Below are 16,540 nucleotides of genomic sequence, written 5' to 3'. Positions count from 1 at the left end.
CGCTGATCAACTCGGCTTCACGGAAACCGGGGTGTCCGCCCGGCGTGGATAGCGCGACTTTCATGAACCCGAGTTGATCAAGGTCCGGTCGGGCGCGGACAGGCCGATTTCCGTGAAACCGAGTCGATCAAGGTCTTGCTGCCGACCGAGGCGGGGCGGGCGGGTCAGGACGCGGAACTGGCCGCCGGTGCCTTGCCGCCGCTCGACCCGCCGGACGAGGACGACCCCGACGAGGACGACCCGGACGACGAGCCCGAGGACGACCCGGACGAGGACGATCCCGACGACGACGAACCCGACGACGAGGACGAACCCGACGACCCGGAGTCGCCACCCGAGGACGACGACTCGGACTTCGCCGGCTTGCTGGTCGCGCCGCCGGCGGTCGCCCGCGAGTCGGTGCGGTAGAAGCCCGAGCCCTTGAAGACGATGCCGACCGAGTTGAAGACCTTGCGCAGCCGCCCCTGACACGCCGGGCACTCGGTCAGCGGCTCGTCAGAGAAGGACTGCACCGCCTCGAGCTGGTGACCGCACGTGGTGCAGGCGTACTGGTACGTGGGCACGTTCTCCTCCGGATCTGGGCTCAGCCAGTTGGCACTCGATGTATTCGAGTGCCAATGGTGCGTCATTCGCCCCGGGTTCGTCCAGCGGACGTGTGGGGCGCGACACCGTGCGGGGCACCCGGGCCGGCGTCAAGCGTACGCACCCCGTCGGCGGGGGTGACGACCGCGCGGACACGACTGTCGTGCGGTTCCGCCGGCAGCGCCTCGACCAGTTCCCCGTCGTGCAGGGGCACCACCGTCAGCGTCGCCTCGGGCACCCGGGCGAGTGCCCGGTCGTACGAGCCGCCGCCGCGCCCGAGTCGCCGGCCGAGACGGTCGACCGCGAGAGCCGGTACGACCACCAGCTCCGCCTCCGCCACGGCGGCCACCCCGAGGCGGGCCCCGGACGGCTCCCGGATACCCCGACCCGCGGCGATCAAGGCCCCCGGCCCGGTATAGGCCGCCCAGTCCAGATCCAGGTCGTCGAGGAGCACCGGAAGCAGCAACTCGGCGTCGGCGGGAAGTGCCGCCCGCAGCACCTCCGGCAGGTCCGCGCCACCCGGTTCGGAGCCGACCGGCACGTACGCCGTCAGCCGGCGCGGGCGCAGCCGGCGTACCAGCGTGACCAGCTCGGCCTGCACGCGCCCGGCGGCGACGGCCCGGGCCGGACCGCTCAGCGACCGGCGGCGGGCGAGCAGCTCGACCCGGGCGTCCCGCTTCGCCGCACGTGTCACTTCCGCTTCATCAGAAAATTCCGCCACGCAACACTCCTGACGCAACGCCTCTCCCACGGTTGCACTGTGTCAGCATCGCAAGCAACGGAGGCGGAACTTCCGGGGGGACCGAGTGACGCTACGCGGGCGGTTGACGGCAGCCTTCCTCGTGGTGGTGCTCGGCCCGGTCCTGCTCGGCGCGCTCTTCGTCGCCTCCACCGTCACCGCCGTCGACCGCAGCCGCTCCACCGAGCGCCTGGCGGTGGCGGCGTCCACCGTGCGGACCTCGGTCGACGCGCTCTGCCAGCAGCTCCGGGCCGCCGCGGACGTGGTGGCCCTCACCACCGATCCGGCCGTCGCCGCCGCGCAACTGGTCGGCCGGGGCCTGGTGACCGCGGTGCTGATCACCGACGTGGCCGGCCAGGTCAGCTACGTTTCGCCAGGCGCGCCGTCGACCCCGTGGCGGGACTGCTCCGGCCCGACCACGGACGCGACAAGTCCGGTCCGCGCGCTGGCCGCCCACGTCGACCTCCGCGACCGCGCCGGCGCGCTGCTGGGCACGGTGACCGCCGCGCAGCTCGTCGACCCGGCCTTCGTGGCCCGGCTGGCGGCGGTGACCGGGGTGGCGGTCACCCTGCTCGACAGCGGAGCGAGCGCCGCGCGGGTCACCCACACGACCGAGTCCCGCGAGGTACGCGACGCGGTGCTGGCCGCCGCCAGCACCGCCGACGGCGAGCGGGTGACCGAGACCAGCCAGGGCCGGTACGTGCGCCGGATCGGGCCGTCGGACGCGCAGCCGCTGCCCCTGGTGGTCTCCGTGCCCAGCGAGCGACCGCCGGGGCTGTACGTCACGCTGATCGGGGTGGTCGTGGTGGCCGCGTTGCTCGCCGTGCTGACCGCCTGGCGGCTGGCCCGGGTGACCACCCGGCCGCTGATGGAGTTGGCCGGCGCGGTCGACCGGGTGGCCCACGGCGACCTGACCGCCCGCGTGCCGGTGCGCAGCCGCGACGAGCTGGGCCGGCTGGCCGCCGCGTTCAACCGGATGACCCGGGAGACCGGCTCCTACGTCGCGGCGCTGACCAGCAACCGCGACCAGCTCCGCGGTCACCTCGCGGTGCTCGGCGACACCCTGGCCAGCACGCACGACCTGCAACGCATCCTGCGGGTGATCCTGCGCAGCGCCATCGGCGCCACCGGCGCGCGTGCCGGCGCGGTGCTGCTGGTGGAGACCGGCGGGGTGCTCGTCGCACAGTGCACCGAGGGGTTGGAGGGGCGCTGGCCGGAGGTGGACGCGGACGGGTCGCCGACGCTCCGGGTGCCGGTGGGCGTCGGCGTGGTCGGCGCCGTCGCCGCCACCGGGGAACCGCAGCGGGGCAGGGCGGAGCCGACCGACGCCCCGTCGGTCGAGCCACGCTGCCGCACGTACGTGGCGGTTCCGTTCGCGGCCCCGGGAGCTGTCGCGGCCGCCCTCGGCGGATGCGCCGCCGACGAGACCGGTGTGGCGGCGGCGCTCGGGGTGCTGGCCCTGTACGACCGGTTGGGCGCCGACGAGTTCGACGACGACGACCTGGTCACCCTGCGTACCTTCGCCGGCCACGCGGCGGTGGCGGTCGACAACGTCCGGGTGCACGAGGAGGCCCAACGGCTCTCCCTCACCGACCCGCTCACCGGGCTGTGGAACTACCGCTACCTGCGCGAGTCGATCCGCCGGGAGGTGGAACGGGCCAGCCGCTTCGGGCGGATGCTCAGCGTCCTCGCGCTGGACCTCGACCGGTTCAAGGACGTCAACGACACCTACGGGCACGCCGCGGGGGACACCGTGCTCGCCGAGTTCGCCAGGCGGGTACGCGGCGAGATCCGTGAGGTCGACCTGGCCTTCCGGCAGGGCGGTGAGGAGTTCGTGCTGCTGCTACCGGAGACCGACGCGCGAGGTGCGGCGATCGTGGCCGAGCGGCTCGGCGCGGCGGTCCGCGAGACGCCGATCGCCGTCGAGGCGTACGCCGGGCCGGTGCTGGTGACGGTGTCGGTGGGCATCGCCGTCTACCCGGACAACGGCAGCACCGGGCGGGAGGTGCTGGAGGCCGCCGACGACGCGCTCTACGCGGCCAAGGCCGCCGGCCGCGACACGTACCGGGTCGCCGAGGTGCGCCCGGAGGCGGCGACGCGGGAGATACCGGTGCTCGCGGGGGCCGTGAGCCCGCCCGACGGGCTGCCGCGCGCCGGCCAGCCCGGGCCTGTCAACCGGGAGCCGGGCGGGCCCGCCCGGTCGGAGCCGGCGGTGGGCGTACCGGAGGGGTCGCCCGGGCACGCCTGGCCCGACTCGGCCGACGACCCGGCGGACATCGACGCGGATGCGGCCCGAACCGGGCCGGACGCGGCGCGGCCGGGGCCGGGTGGCGGCGCGTCTTCTGGGCCACACCCGCCGCGGCAGAGCCGTGGCCGATAGTCTCGCGGCATGTCGGAGCACTCAGCGAACCCCTCATCGACGGCCGCCGCGACCGGCCGTCCCCTGGCGGTCAAGGCCGTCATCCCGGCCGCCGGACTGGCCACCCGGTTCCTGCCGGCCACCAAGGCGGTGCCCAAGGAGCTGCTGCCGGTGGTGGACCGGCCGGTTCTGCAGTACATCGTCGAGGAGGCCACCCAGGCCGGCATCGGTGACGTGTTGCTGATCACCGGTCGGGGTAAGACGTCGATGGTGGACCACTTCGACCGTCGCCCCGACCTGGAGACCAGGCTGGAGGAGAAGGGCGACACCGAGCGGCTGGCCGCGGTGCGTCGGCCCAGCGAGCTGGCGGAGATCTACACCGTGCGGCAGCCCGAGCAGCTCGGGCTCGGCCACGCCATCGGGTACGCCGAGTCCCACGTCGGCGACCAGCCCTTCGCGGTGCTGCTCGGCGACGAGTTCGTCAAGCCGTCGGAGCCGCTGCTGCCGGCGATGCTGGAGCTGCAGGCCCGCACCGGCGGTGTGGTGCTCGCGTTCTTCGAGGTCGACCCGGCCGAGACCAAGCGGTACGGCATCGCCTCCGTCGAGCCCGCCGAGGCGGAGCTGACCGACATCGGTGAGGTCGTCAAGGTGACCGGGATGGTGGAGAAGCCGCAGCCGGAGGACGCCCCGAGCAACCTCGCGGTGCTCGGCCGTTACGTACTGCCCGGCAAGATCTTCGACGCGATCCGGCGGACCAAGCCGGGCAGCGGCGGCGAGATCCAGCTGACCGACGCGATGGAGTTGCTGCGCACCGAGGGCACTCCGGTGCACGCGATCGTCTACCGGGGCACCCGCTACGACACCGGCATGCCGCTGGGCTACCTCCAGACGGTGGTGCAGATCGCCGCCGAGCGCGAGGATCTGGGCACCGAGTTCCGGTCCTGGCTGGCCGACTTCGTCAAGGCCGACGCGGCAGGCGGATCTGGTACATGACCGCGACGGCCGACGCCGAGGCGGCCGCGAACGAGTTGACGCCGCTCGCCGAGTACCTGGGCAGCGTGCTGCGCAGGTTGCGTGCGCTGCCGCCACTCGACCTCGAGCTCACCCAGGCGCACGGCAACGTCCTCGCCGAGGACGTCGTCGCGCCGCACGCCTTCCCGGCCTTCGACCAGGCGGCCGTGGACGGCTACGCGGCACGCTGGGAGGACATTTCCGGAGGGGGCCGGGGCCCGAGCTACGTCCCGGCCCCCTCCGGCACGCGCGGTGGCCGGACCATCCGGCTCAACGTGGTCGGCGATCTCGGGGCGGCGAGCTGGCGGCCGGTGCGGCTCACCCCGGGCTCGTGCTTCTCGGTGGCCGCCGGGGCACCGCTGCCGGTGGCCGCCGACGTCGTGGTCCCGGTGGAGTGGACCGACCAGGGCATGGCCGCGGTGGAGATCTTCCGCACCCCCAAACGGGGGTACGGCGTGCGCCGCGCCGGCGAGGAACTGCCCGCCGGCACCCTGCTCGCGCGGGCCGGCACGTACGTGTCCCCGGCCCTGGTCGCGGTCTTCGCCGCCACCGGCATCGGGCACGTGGTGGTCCGGCCCAGTCCGCGGGTGGTCATCGTGGCCACCGGTGACGAACTCGTCGACGTGGGTCGGGGCAGTCAACCCGGGCAGGTCGTCGACGCGAACTCGCACGCGCTGACCGCCGCCGCGGCCGAGGTGGGCGCACTGGCGTACCGGGTGGGCATCTGCGACGACGACCCGGAGGGGCTGCGCGGCCTGCTGGAGGACCAGACCCTGCGCGCCGACCTCATCCTCACCACCGGGGGCACCGGCACCGGCCCCGGCGACATGGTGCGCCGCATCCTGTCCCGCCGCGAGGGCGGCCGGGCCGGGCCGGTCACGTTCACCGACGTGGCGCTCTACCCCGGCACCGCGCTCGGGTTCGGCACGGTCGGCGCCGAGGAGGTGCCGGTGGTCTGCCTGCCCGGCGACCCGGGCGCCGCGCTGATCGGGTTCGAGGTGCTGGCCCGTCCCGCCATCCAACTGCTCGCCGGCGCCGAGCCGGTGTTCCGTCCCAGCGTGCGGGCGCACCTGCTGGAGACCGTGTCGTCCCCGGCGGGGCTGCGCGAGTTCCGACCGGCGCACGTCGCCGAGCGGCGCGGTGGCGGGTACACGGTCCAGCCACTCAGCGGCGGGCCCTTCACCCTCTCCGGGCTGGCCGAGGCGAACGGGCTGCTGGTGCTCGGTGAGCGGGTCACCACCGCCGCCGCCGGCTCCACCGTGGACGTCCTGCTGCTCGACCGTCGCCGGTGACGGTTGTTCGTTCGGTCCGTTCGGTCCGTCCGCGGTCGGCCTCCGCGTCGCGTGGTCGCCGGATCACCGCGGGTCCACTTGCGCACGACACGGTCCCGCGCGGGAGACTGTGCGGGTGAGTCTCTTCGGACCCGCGCGGTCACCCGGCTGGCCGGTGGAGTTGGCCGACGGCCCGGTGTTGCTGCGGCCCTACCGGCGCTCCGACGCCGCCGCGTGGTCGGATATCCGGCGGGCCAACCGGGCCTGGCTGGCGCCCTGGGAGTCATCGTTGCCCGGCGGCTGGGACGAGCTGAACTCACCCGCCGCGTTCCGCTGGGTGCACCGCGACCAGCGACGGTCGGCCCGAGCGGGTGACGGCATGCCGTTCGCGGTCTGCCTGCGTGAGGCCAACCGGGACCGGCTGGTCGGGCACATCAACGTGGGCAGCATCGTGCGACGGGCGCTCTGCTCCGGCTATGTCGGCTACTGGGTGGACGCCCGGGTCGCCGGGCAGGGTGTCATCCCGACGGCGCTCGCCCTCGCCGTGGACCACGCGTTCGGTCCGGGCGGGCTGCACCGGGTGGAGGTCAACATCCGCCCGGAGAATCGCCCGTCGCGGCGGGTGGTGGAAAAGCTGGGCTTCCGCGAGGAGTCGTACCACGTGCGCTACATGCACATCGACGGCGCGTGGCGTGACCACATCGGATACGCGCTGACGAGTGAGGAGATCGCCGCCGAGGGTGGCCTGCTGGCCCGCTGGCATCGGGTACGCGCCAACGCCCGGTAGAGGCTGTCCCACGGACGGGATCGGCGCGGCGTGGCGGCATCCTGGTCGGCGCGCCGTAACCTCAAGTAACTGCAAGCTGCGGCAAGCGCTCCCCGGCCGGACGATCCACGCATCCAGGCGCGATCGGTGGAAGATCCTGCGGTCGGGCGACGGTTGCTCCGAATTCGGTGACGGGAGGGGTGAGGGTGCCGACCTCGGTGCTCCTCGCCGTCCTCGCCGCCGCCGGCCTGCTCGCCCTGGCCCCGGCGTTGGTTCGCCGGTACGACGCCACCGAGCGGTTGGTGGCGGAGCGGGCGCAGTCGACGGCGCGGGTGCTCCAGCGCCGCCGGCGGCGCCGTACTGTGCCTGGTCGGAGCCCGGTCCACCCTCCGCGCGCACTTGTCGTCACCCTGAGCGAGGATGCGACCACCGGAGCGTTGACCGCACCGGTCTCCGCGCCTCCGGCCAGCCGCCGCTCCGGTCGCCTGCGCGCCGTGCCACCCGCATCGAAGCGGTCCCGCCGCCGCCCACCGCCCCGCCGCCAGCACACTCCCGCCGTCTACCGGCGTCGTCGGGTGCTCGCCGCTCTGCTGCTGCTCAACGTCGTCGAGCTGGTCGGCGTGCTGTTCGCCAGCCCCGGTTTCTGGATCGGTTTCGCGGTCACCTTCCTGCTCCTGGCCGTCTACGTCGTCCACCTGCGCGGTCGGGCCCTCGCCGGGCGTCGCCGCCGCCGCGCCCGGGCCCGGGAGGCCGCCTGGCTGGCCGCCCGGCAGGCCGAGGTGCGCCGGGAACAGGCCCGCCGCGCCGCGGCCCGCCGAGAGGCGCAGCGCCGCCTGGCGGCCCAACGCGAGGGGGTACGCCGAGCCGCGATGGGCCTGGACCGCCCCGGCGACCTGCCAGCGGCGGTCAACGGTGGCTCGGTCTCGTACCGACGGTCCGGCGGGCTACGCGGACGCCCCTACGAGGCCGGCCGAGGAGCCTGACCGCCAGCGCCCCGGGGTCGTGGTCGGCGTCTTGGCCGGCGTCTTGGCCGGCGTCGTGGCCGGCGGCTTGGCCTGCGCCCCGGCCTGCGTCTTGGTCGGGGTGGTGGCCGGGGTGGTGGCCGGCGGCTTGGCCGGGTGGTGGCCGGCGGCTTGATCGACTCGGGTTTCAGGAAAGTGGGGTGTCGGGGCGTCCCGGATGCCCCGGTTTGCAGGAACCCGAGTGGATCTCCGGGTGGGGTGGAGCGCCGCACCGGGGGCGGATTCGCGGTGGGGGCCGGCGACCTGTTAGCCTTGCTGCCGGCCCGCCCGGTGTAAGCCGGGTGGGACCGAAGCCGGTTCGCCGGTGGGGGGCTGTGGCGCAGACTGGTAGCGCACCTCGTTCGCATCGAGGGGGTCAGGGGTTCAAATCCCCTCAGCTCCACCAAGAAACAGCAGGTCAAGGGCGGGTTTCCGGATGACGGGGAACCCGCCCTTGAACATTTGACCGTCGTTTGACCGCCGGACGGAGGCCCCAGACCGCGGCACGGGGCGGCAGAACCTGAGCCGAACGGCTGAGCTCGACGGAGGCGGTGGCCCCAAGCGTGAGGTTGCGCAGCGGTCGAGTGCTCCCACGATGTGCGTCACCGTGCGGCTCATAGCTCCCGCCCCTCACTTTGACGGGCGCTGTGCGTCGATGAAGATGTGGTTCGCTGGATGCTGAAGTAATTGCCAGCTACAGAGTGCGTCCCGGTTGTTGTGGGAAAATTGACCGCTAGCACTCCTGGCGTAGAGGCGCTGATGCCAGCACCGATCTGCGGCGCATTGATCCACCGGCACGCGAAAAACCTCTGGCGGATTACCGAACCGGACCTGGGCGTCCGCGAAACCGGTTCGGTACGTCCTGCTGCCTGGCACGGGCCACCGGGTCCGCAAGAGACCACCCACCCGACGACAGCCGCTGGCGGCTTGTTCGTGACCTTCAGCAAAATCAGAGTGCTCACCGCCAGTTGACCAAGACTGCGGCAAGTGATTGCGGCCGAGCCAGGTGGCGGTCCGGCGATGTTCCTCGTCGATCGGCGTGCCGCCGCATATCGAACGCCACAGGCCCGCGAACCGAACATCGCCGAGCCGCAGATCGAAAGCAGACTTGCCCGCAGATCGTAACCCCGCCGGTTATCATGACTCGTGCCCACACCGCACTTGATCCCCCGCCACGCCGCCGCGCAAGTCGACGCAGCACTCGCTGACACCCGCGTCGTGCTGATCAACGGAGCACGCCAAGCAGGCAAGAGCACCCTGGTTCGCATCGTCGCGGGCGACCGGCTCGCCGAGCGCCGCGATCTCGACCGGGCGCAGGACCGGGCTGCGGCGATCGCCGACCCGGTTGGTTTCGTGGACTCCGCCGAACTGCTGGTGATCGACGAGATCCAGCGCGCTCCGGAACTGCTGCTGGCCATCAAGGCGGCCGTCGACGAGGACGTTCGTCCCGGCCGCTATCTGCTCACCGGCTCATCGCGGCTGTTCGGCATGGTGGCTGCCCCGGACGCGTTGCCCGGCCGGATGGAAACCGTCGAGCTCTGGCCGTTCTCACAAGGCGAACTCGACGGCGAGCCGGACGGATTCGTCGACGCCGTCTTCGCGCTCGGCCCCGAACTGCGACACGAGTCGGACGTGACCCGCGCCGACTACGCGGCCAGGATCGTGCGAGGCGGCCTGCCCGAGGCCACGAACCGCGTCGACCCGCGGCGCCGCCAACGATTCCTTGACGCGTATGTCCAAGCGCTCATCGATCGCGATGTGCGACAACTGTCCGACATTCAGCACAAGGGCGAGCTGCGCAAGCTGGTGCGCCTACTCGCCGCCAGATCCGCGACCATCATCGCCGCCAACGCCCTCGAATCCGCCCTCGGACTGAGCCGCCCGACGATCGCACGATACTTCCAGGCACTGGAAGAGATCTTCCTCATCAAGCGGATCCCTGGCTGGTCCCGAAATCTTGGCACCCGTTCAACTGCCGCGCCGAAACTGATCTTTGTCGACTCGGGCATCGCCGCCAACGAGATCGCGACCGACGCCCGCGCACTGCTCCGGCCGGGCGCATCTTTCGGCGCATTGCTCGAATCATTTGTCTTGTCCGAGCTGTCCCGCCAGCTCACCTGGTCGGAGCAGTCTGCCGACCTCTCCCACTACCGCGACCAGAGTAGGTACGAGGTCGACGCAGTGCTCGAAAACAGATCCGGCCATGTGGTCGGGATTGAGGTCAAGGCAGCCACAACCGTCGGATCCGACGATTTCCGCGGATTACGTCGACTCGCCGACCGCCTCGGCGACGACTTCATCGCCGGCATCGTCCTCTACACCGGGACCTCGACACTGCCGTTCGGCGACAGGCTCCGCGCATTGCCGGTTAGTGCCTTGTGGCAGGTTGCCGGCCCACGGACATGCTGACCAGGGCGCTCGCCTCCGGCGGCGACGGCGCCAATGCGAGCACCCGCGCCGGCCGCGGTCCGCCGTCCGCTTGTCCGTGGCGGCCCACGTGCAGCCCGTCATCGACGTCGGGCACCGAGCCCGGCCCTGATCTTCTGCTCCGAAATCCTCGAGTGCTGATCCAGCAGCGCCACCCTGACCGATAGAGGCAGGGCTGAACTTGAGTCCTGTCTTACCGACGGCCACTAGACCAAGATCTCGCGGCCGAGGGCCCCCGCGTACTGCTTCGCCCAGCGCTTCGCCGAGCCCGCAACATCGACTTCCTGCCCCCCGGGCAGCAGCAGTGTCCCGGACCCTAGCTTTGCCTGGATTTCAACTTCGAGTTCGGTCGCTCCCAGGTCGCGAGCAAGGATCAGTGCTTGGACGAGTCGCGCGGGATAGTTGGCCAAGGGAAGCCAGGTGGTCAGACTGCCCCGTCGCACGTTCAATGCCGAGGCGAGCAGCTGTGCGAGATCGAGACGGTCCACAACGAACCCTCGGGCAATCCCGATGCCACCGCGCAAGAATTGCTCGACGGTTTCGTCTGTCATCGGCCAACCGATGGCATCATCTACCGCGGGATCGATCGCGACCGTCAGGCTGCCAAAGCTGGACAATGCCGGGCCGAGCTTGAGGTCGCCAACGAAAATGTGCCAGCCAAGCCGGCCATCAGGGCGTCGCTCCAGCATCGCCACCAGCGCCAACTCATCCGAAGACCACGTAGCATGTCCCTTGCGATCCACCGTCGCGGATTCTGGGATCACACCAATGGCCATACCGATCTTCAGAATCTGACCTGCCGAAATTTGCTCAGCCATGCGCGCTTACCATCTCAGCCATCGGAGGGGACGTCTTGGCGCCGCCATGAGGCGGAATGTGACGTCACCGCTGCTCCTAGCTGAAGCGCTCGGTCGTCACCGGTATCAGACCGTGCTGACGCAGGACTCTCGTCAGGTCGGACAGGGCCGAACCCACCACGTCGTCGGCGGCGGTGCCCAGCAGGACTATCACGTCGAGAGCCCAGGCACGTGTGTGGCCGACCCGTCGCAGCTCCCAGCTGAACCGGTCGACGTTCGTCTCCAGGTGGCCGCTCGCGGCTGATGTGCTGGTGGCGTCGACCGGCGTACGCCAGCTCGCCCGGAGGCTCGTCACCTGGTCTGGGTGGAGGTCCTTGGCGAAGAGGACGCGGTAGACGCGTCGCTCACGGTAGCCGGCCGGCGGTTGGTCGGGGCCGAGCCGCAGCGGTGCGGCGGTCGGGATCGGCTGGTGGGCGAGGAAGTACGAGCGAAGCACCGCCTCGTCGGGCAGCTGCCCGCCGCCGAGTCTGCGGTAGTGACCCTCGGCCTGGGCGCGAGAGGTGGGCACCACACGTGCCAGCGTGGCCGGGTCGGTGCGGATGCCCCGGCTGAGCGAGGCGGAACTCCACCAGCCGGTGGCCGGCGTCCAGCCCGCGCTGTCCAGGCCCGTGCTGACCTGGTCGTGCTCGCGGGTGAACTCCTCGACGACGAGCCCTCCGACCGCGGTGGCCGGGTCGGGGTCACCGGGCCGAGGCAGGACCAGGTAGTAGTCCAAGGAGGACGGTGGCTGGCTCGCCGTGGTGACCGCTGGGCGAGGCGCGGTGTGTCCGGGGTGGGCAGCCATCTGTGACATCTTTCGTCGTGCTTCCGTCGCGGACCCGGCCACCGTAGCGCCTGGGGGGCTCGTCGTCGCCTGGCGACCAAGCGTGCTCGGCCATCGTCGCCGCCCGGCGGCCCGTCGCGCCCGGCGACCAGGTGCGGCCGGCGATCAGGTGCGCTCGGCCGTGCCTGGCGGCCAGGCGTCGACGGGTCAGGACCGGGTGAGCTTGACGGTCGAGGTGTCGGTCAGGAAGACGTACTCGTCGTAGGGAATGTCGTAACCGATGGCCCGGGTGATGGCCTCGGCCAGGCCCTTGGCGAACGGGGTGGTGCCGGTCGGGACGGCCGCCGCCGTCCACGGGACCGCGCTGCCCGGTGTGCAGGTCACCTGAGTGGAGAAGCTGCCACGAACGATCACCTTCCGGACGATCTGCGTGACCGTGCCGTCCAGCGACACCGAGACGGGCTGATTGCAGGTCACTGTGCCGTGTAGAACCGCGTTGCCGTTCACCCGGTGGGCGATGCCGTCGGTCGCCACGGCGAGGGAGAGCTCCAGCCGCTCGGGCGGCGGCGGGTTGGCGATGTGCACCTCGCCGCGAGCAGCCGCCGTCGCGCCGTTGCAGTACTGCTCGAAGGTGGCGTCGAAGGTCCGCAGGTAGCCCTTGTAGCCGAATACCGCGTTGATGATCGTGAAGGTGCCGGTCGCGTTCTCGCAGCCCCGCCCGTTGCCGGACAGGTCGAGGCCGGGGCCGGCCCCGTTGTACGGGTATCGGTTCGTTGTCTCGTAGGTGCCCGGAGTCAGTGCCGCGCTGCCGGGTGCGTCAAAGGTGAGGGACCACTGGTCGCCGTTGTAACCGCTGATGCTGACCGACACACGGCTGTTGTCGAGCGGGCCGTCCACCTTGAGTTGGTCGCCGTCGTCGGTGGAGTACGAGTAGGAGCCGCCATCGGTGATGTAGTCGCCGGGGTCGCCGCCGAAGGAGACCGAACCGGACTCCACGATCTGCGCCTGCGCGGGTGTCGCCAGGGCCAACCCGGCCGAGACACCCACGATCGACAGGGTGGCCGCGAGTGCCGCCTTACGCCAGGATCCTTGCATCCCCGTTCCTCTCTGGAGCAGGACAGCCGCACGGGCGGTTGCCCGGCGGTTACTGTCCGTCAATTACGGCACGGATTGATGGTCATATTCGGCCGGTGCGACAAACCGTACAAAGGGGACCAGCCGCCCGTGTGGCCCCAATCCGTCAGGCAGTCGAGGGTCGGGCGACTAGCATCCGGGTCTCGACGAGAGGAGCCCAGATGACAGCGGCGACCCAGACCCGGTTCGGCATCGTCGGCAGCGGCTGGCGGGGCGAGTTCTTCCTCCGACTGGCTCGCCTCCTACCGGAGCGGTTCCGGGTGACCGGGGTGGTCACGCGTACCGAATCGCGTGGTGCCGTGGTCGCGGCCGAATGGGGCGTGCCGACCTTCCGCACGACGGCCGACCTACTCGCCCACGAGCGACCGGACTTCGTCATCGTGTCGGTGCCCTGGCCCGTGACGCCCGACGTGACCCGCGAGCTGGTCGCGGCCGGCGTACCGGTGCTCGCCGAAACGCCGCCCGCCCCCGACCTGGCGGGGTTGCGGTCACTCTGGACCGACGTCGGCGGCAGCGGTCTGGTGCAGGTCGCCGAGCAGTACCTGCTGATGCCCGGGCACGCGGCCCGGCTGGGTCTGGTCCGCGCCGGGGTGCTCGGCGAGCCGACCTCGGTCCAGCTCTCCTCGACGCACCTCTACCACGCCGTCTCCCTGATCCGTGGCCTGCTCGGCGTCGGCTTCGACGTCGCCGAGGTCAGTGCGCGCGCCTTCGTCGCACCGCTGGCCGACCCGCTGTCACCGGCCGGCTGGCGGGCAGACAGCACCCCACAGCAGCTCACCACCACCCTCGCGACAATCGATTTCGACGGGCGAATGGGCCTGTACGACTTCACCGACAACCAGTGGTGGAATCCGCTGCGCGCACGCCGGCTGGTGGTCCGGGGGTCTCTCGGCGAGCTGGTGGACGAGCGGGTCGTCCGCCTCGTCGACCCGGAAACGCCTGTGGAGTCGTCCCTGGTGCGCCGTCAGACCGGGCTCGACCTGAACCTGGAGGGGCTCGACCTGAAGCACATCAGCTTCGACGGTGTCGTGGTCTACCGCAATCCGTTCGTCGGCAGTGGAATGTCCGACGACGACATCGCGGTCGCGGACATCGTCGCCCGCACCGGTGCGTGGGCGCGCGACGAGGGCCCGGCGCCGTACCCCCTGGCCGAGGCGTGTCAGGACCATCTGATCAGCCTCGCCATCGAAGAATCGGTACGCACCGGCGGGCCGGTCGTCACCGCTGCCGAACCGTGGGCGCCCTAGTTCCGTCGCAGATTTTCCCCGACACGCTGCAACCGTGCGGCCCGGTCGCGTGTGACACAAGTAGTAAACGGCGCTCGGGATCACCCGGGCTCACACGGGGAGTAGAGATGACTCACACCGCTCGACGGACTCTGGCCGGCGTCACCGCCGCCGGACTGCTGGCCGCCTCTCTCGGCGTCGCTGTCTCCGCACCGGCGACCGCCGCGCCCAGGCCTGCGACCTTCAACACCTGCAAGATCAGCACTCTGCCGTACCCGACGGACACCTATCGTGCCGACGCGAACGTCATCGACCCGACGGGCCGCTACGTCGCCGGCACGGCCCTGCGGAAGGTGGGCACCGGCAACCAGTACCTGCTGCTGCTCTGGGACGGGAATCGGCTCACCGAGGTCGAGGCACCGAGCATGGCGACCCCCGCCGACGTCAACGCCGACGGCGTCGTGATCGGCAACGGCTGGGGCGGCGACGGCCAGCCGTGGCGGTACCGCAACGGCAAGGTCGAGCTGCTGCCGGTGGTGCCGTCCTCCACGGGTGTCTCCGTCACCGCCATCAACGCGGCCGGCGACATCGTCGGCAGCGGCAACGACGCCGACACCGGGGAGTTCTTCGCGGTGCGCTGGCCGGCCACCCGGCCGGGCACCGTCGAGGTGCTCGACGCCCCGGCCAACGCCCAGCCGACCGGGATCACGGCGAACGGGACCATCGTCGGTTTCGCCGGTGAATTCGCGGCCTGGACCAGCTGGGTCCGCCGGCCGAACGGTCGGTTCGACGCACTCACGGTCCCCGGCGCGCAGACGGCCCAGGTCAACACGGCCGCGGGTCACTGGGCGATCGGCAATGTCGACCTGAACGGCAGCTGGGACAAGGTGCGGTGGAACCTCCGCGACGGCTCGTACACGATGCTCGACCCGCAGCTGCAGTGGCTGGGCGACGTCAACGCCAAGGGCGTCGTGGTGGGCGGTGACCGGGTCGCCCGCGGCGCTATCTCCCGGGTGCTGCCGGGCGGCGGCGACCGGGTGACCATCGGCGCGCGGTCCATCTCGGACACGGGCACCATCGTCGGGTTCCGCAACGCGGAGCGAGTCACCCCGGTGCGCTGGACGGGCTGCTGACGTCGGAGGCAACTGACAAGGAGGGCGGGCACCCGTACGGGTGCCCGCCCTCCGCGCGTGCGGTCGCCCCGCGCCTGGGTTACGACTTCCAGCCAGTGGTGCCGATCGCGTTGGTCTTGGCGTCGTCGTCCTGTTTGGTGCTGACCACCGCCGCCACGATCCCGCCCACGCAGCAGAGCAGGGTGAGCACCGCAGTGGTGATCGCGACGACCACGGCGGTGCGCTTGGAGGTGTTCGTCTGTGCCGTCGCCGGTGCGACGAGCGGATAGCCCGGCAGACCGGTCACCGGGAACGGGCGGTCGGTGCCCGGGTGCCCACCGCCAGCCGTCGGATACGCGGCGCCCGAGAACGGCGGCTGCGTTGTCGCCACAAACGACGACCCCTGGTACGACTGTTGGCGGTGGTGCGGCCCGACGGGGGGCTGGGGGTGGGTCACCGTACTCCTTGACGCCTCGGTACGTGCGGTTCCGGGAACCCGACCGACGCTACCGTGCGTGGCCGACCGCCGGACCGTCGCGCCGAGCGCCTCGGGGCTCAGCGCCGAGGGCCCGGGCTCAAGCGCCGAGCGCCCGGGGCTCAGCGCGGGGGGAGCACCGCGGCGGTGCGGACGAGCCCGTCGGCGACGACGAAGCGGCCGCTGATCGTCGCCGGTGGGTCGTCGACGTCCGCCTCGGCGATCCGGGCCGGCGCGATCCGGGCCGTGAACGTGCCCGCGTCGGGGTCGATGTCGAGCCGGGCGTCCTGGAAATCCAACCAGCTCCCGACGACCGGATGCCAGACCTTGTAGACGGTCTCCTTCGCGCTGAACAGCACGATCGGCCAGAAGATGCCGCTGGGCAACCGCGCGAGATCGGCCTCCTCCTCGGGCAGCAGCACGAGTCTGCGTACTCCCGGGCTGATCTCGCGGTGTTGTTCCGCGTCCATTCCGACGGACCGGATGTCGCTGGCGCGCGCCGCGGCGGCGGCGCAGTAGCCTGCGGTGTGGGTGATGGTGCCGACCACCCCCGCGGGCCAGACCGGCGCGCGGTCGGCGGCCGGCACGGCGGTCGGTGGCAGGCCAAGCCCGGTCAGAGCCCTGCGGGCGCAGACCCGCCCGGCGGTGAAGTCCCTCCGGCGGGTCGGCACGGCCTGGTCGCTGAGGCACGCCTGCTCGGCGGCGAGCAGCTCGCCGACCCAGTCGTCCGGGCCGGCGACGGCCACCGCGACAGTCGACGGCAACAGGTCACGCATCGCGCTGGCTTACCCGTCGGTAGGGATGGAGCATCGGGTCA

The 16,540-nt window shown here is 71.7% G+C and carries 16 protein-coding genes, 1 tRNA gene and 1 pseudogene; 11 read left to right on the top strand and 7 right to left on the bottom strand.

Annotated elements, in window-relative coordinates:
* Nucleotides 1-135: 135 nt before the first annotated feature.
* A complete protein-coding gene (locus AB0B57_RS27425) occupies nucleotides 136-408 on the top strand; it encodes a hypothetical protein (protein ID WP_357075977.1) in 273 nt (90 codons plus the stop codon).
* 14 nt (nucleotides 409-422) lie between these two features.
* Here the strand turns inward: AB0B57_RS27425 and AB0B57_RS27420 are convergent.
* Nucleotides 423-629: pseudogene (locus tag AB0B57_RS27420) on the bottom strand (FmdB family zinc ribbon protein); the annotation flags it as partial.
* Nucleotides 626-1,303, bottom strand: a complete 678-nt coding sequence (locus tag AB0B57_RS27415) for a 5-formyltetrahydrofolate cyclo-ligase (protein WP_357075743.1) — start codon at nucleotides 1,301-1,303, stop codon at nucleotides 626-628. The gene AB0B57_RS27415 and the pseudogene AB0B57_RS27420, both read right to left, overlap by 4 nt.
* A gap of 85 nt (nucleotides 1,304-1,388) precedes the next feature.
* Here AB0B57_RS27415 and AB0B57_RS27410 point away from each other — a divergent pair, with 85 nt between their 5' ends.
* The 8 genes from AB0B57_RS27410 (at nucleotide 1,389) to AB0B57_RS27375 (ending at nucleotide 10,138) form a co-directional block, all read left to right on the top strand.
* On the top strand, nucleotides 1,389-3,701 hold the full coding sequence (locus tag AB0B57_RS27410) for a diguanylate cyclase (RefSeq protein WP_357075740.1): 2,313 nt from the start codon (nucleotides 1,389-1,391) through the stop codon (nucleotides 3,699-3,701).
* A 9-nt stretch (nucleotides 3,702-3,710) separates the two neighbouring features.
* The gene (locus AB0B57_RS27405; RefSeq protein ID WP_357075738.1) at nucleotides 3,711-4,673 is read left to right on the top strand and encodes a UTP--glucose-1-phosphate uridylyltransferase; all 963 of its coding nucleotides are present in this window, start codon (nucleotides 3,711-3,713) and stop codon (nucleotides 4,671-4,673) included.
* Nucleotides 4,670-5,983: a gephyrin-like molybdotransferase Glp gene (gene glp, locus AB0B57_RS27400; RefSeq protein ID WP_357075735.1), complete on the top strand. Its 1,314-nt coding sequence runs from the start codon at nucleotides 4,670-4,672 to the stop codon at nucleotides 5,981-5,983. The genes AB0B57_RS27405 and glp overlap by 4 nt, the downstream gene beginning before the upstream one ends.
* 115 nt (nucleotides 5,984-6,098) lie before the next feature.
* The gene (locus AB0B57_RS27395; protein ID WP_357075732.1) at nucleotides 6,099-6,749 is read left to right on the top strand and encodes a GNAT family protein; all 651 of its coding nucleotides are present in this window, start codon (nucleotides 6,099-6,101) and stop codon (nucleotides 6,747-6,749) included.
* Nucleotides 6,750-6,928: 179 nt separating this feature from the next.
* Complete coding sequence (locus AB0B57_RS27390; protein WP_357075729.1) at nucleotides 6,929-7,711, top strand: hypothetical protein; 783 nt, start codon at nucleotides 6,929-6,931, stop codon at nucleotides 7,709-7,711.
* A gap of 347 nt (nucleotides 7,712-8,058) precedes the next feature.
* Nucleotides 8,059-8,135: transfer RNA gene (locus tag AB0B57_RS27385), tRNA-Ala, on the top strand.
* 353 nt (nucleotides 8,136-8,488) lie between these two features.
* Nucleotides 8,489-8,701, top strand: a complete 213-nt coding sequence (locus AB0B57_RS27380) for a hypothetical protein (protein ID WP_357075727.1) — start codon at nucleotides 8,489-8,491, stop codon at nucleotides 8,699-8,701.
* Nucleotides 8,702-8,875: 174 nt separating this feature from the next.
* Entirely contained in the window at nucleotides 8,876-10,138 is a 1,263-nt protein-coding gene (locus AB0B57_RS27375; RefSeq protein ID WP_357075724.1) for an ATP-binding protein, read from the top strand.
* Nucleotides 10,139-10,362: 224 nt separating this feature from the next.
* Here AB0B57_RS27375 and AB0B57_RS27370 read toward each other — a convergent pair whose 3' ends face one another.
* The 3 genes from AB0B57_RS27370 to AB0B57_RS27360 all read right to left on the bottom strand — a co-directional run bounded on the left by AB0B57_RS27370 (nucleotide 10,363) and on the right by AB0B57_RS27360 (nucleotide 12,871).
* Nucleotides 10,363-10,974 carry a hypothetical protein gene (locus tag AB0B57_RS27370; protein ID WP_357075721.1) on the bottom strand — a complete coding sequence of 204 codons (612 nt, stop codon included), beginning with the start codon at nucleotides 10,972-10,974 and terminating at the stop codon, nucleotides 10,363-10,365.
* A gap of 76 nt (nucleotides 10,975-11,050) precedes the next feature.
* Nucleotides 11,051-11,797: a hypothetical protein gene (locus tag AB0B57_RS27365; RefSeq protein ID WP_357075718.1), complete on the bottom strand. Its 747-nt coding sequence runs from the start codon at nucleotides 11,795-11,797 to the stop codon at nucleotides 11,051-11,053.
* A gap of 186 nt (nucleotides 11,798-11,983) precedes the next feature.
* Nucleotides 11,984-12,871, bottom strand: coding sequence for a hypothetical protein (locus AB0B57_RS27360; RefSeq protein WP_357075715.1), 888 nt, complete (start codon nucleotides 12,869-12,871; stop codon nucleotides 11,984-11,986).
* Between the two features lie 200 nt (nucleotides 12,872-13,071).
* On the opposite strand from AB0B57_RS27360, the gene AB0B57_RS27355 reads away from it, so the two are divergent.
* Nucleotides 13,072-14,157 carry a Gfo/Idh/MocA family oxidoreductase gene (locus AB0B57_RS27355; RefSeq protein WP_357075712.1) on the top strand — a complete coding sequence of 362 codons (1,086 nt, stop codon included), beginning with the start codon at nucleotides 13,072-13,074 and terminating at the stop codon, nucleotides 14,155-14,157.
* Between the two features lie 107 nt (nucleotides 14,158-14,264).
* Nucleotides 14,265-15,269, top strand: coding sequence for a hypothetical protein (locus AB0B57_RS27350; RefSeq protein ID WP_357075709.1), 1,005 nt, complete (start codon nucleotides 14,265-14,267; stop codon nucleotides 15,267-15,269).
* 79 nt (nucleotides 15,270-15,348) lie between these two features.
* Here AB0B57_RS27350 and AB0B57_RS27345 read toward each other — a convergent pair whose 3' ends face one another.
* Complete coding sequence (locus AB0B57_RS27345) at nucleotides 15,349-15,639, bottom strand: hypothetical protein (protein ID WP_357075707.1); 291 nt, start codon at nucleotides 15,637-15,639, stop codon at nucleotides 15,349-15,351.
* A 206-nt stretch (nucleotides 15,640-15,845) separates the two neighbouring features.
* Nucleotides 15,846-16,499, bottom strand: coding sequence for a 4'-phosphopantetheinyl transferase superfamily protein (locus tag AB0B57_RS27340; RefSeq protein WP_357075704.1), 654 nt, complete (start codon nucleotides 16,497-16,499; stop codon nucleotides 15,846-15,848).
* Nucleotides 16,500-16,540: the final 41 nt, after the last annotated feature.

The sequence above is a fragment of the Micromonospora sp. NPDC049101 genome (genome assembly GCF_040648675.1).
Lineage (GTDB): Bacteria > Actinomycetota > Actinomycetes > Mycobacteriales > Micromonosporaceae > Micromonospora.
This window is presented reverse-complemented; position numbering and strand designations above follow the sequence as displayed.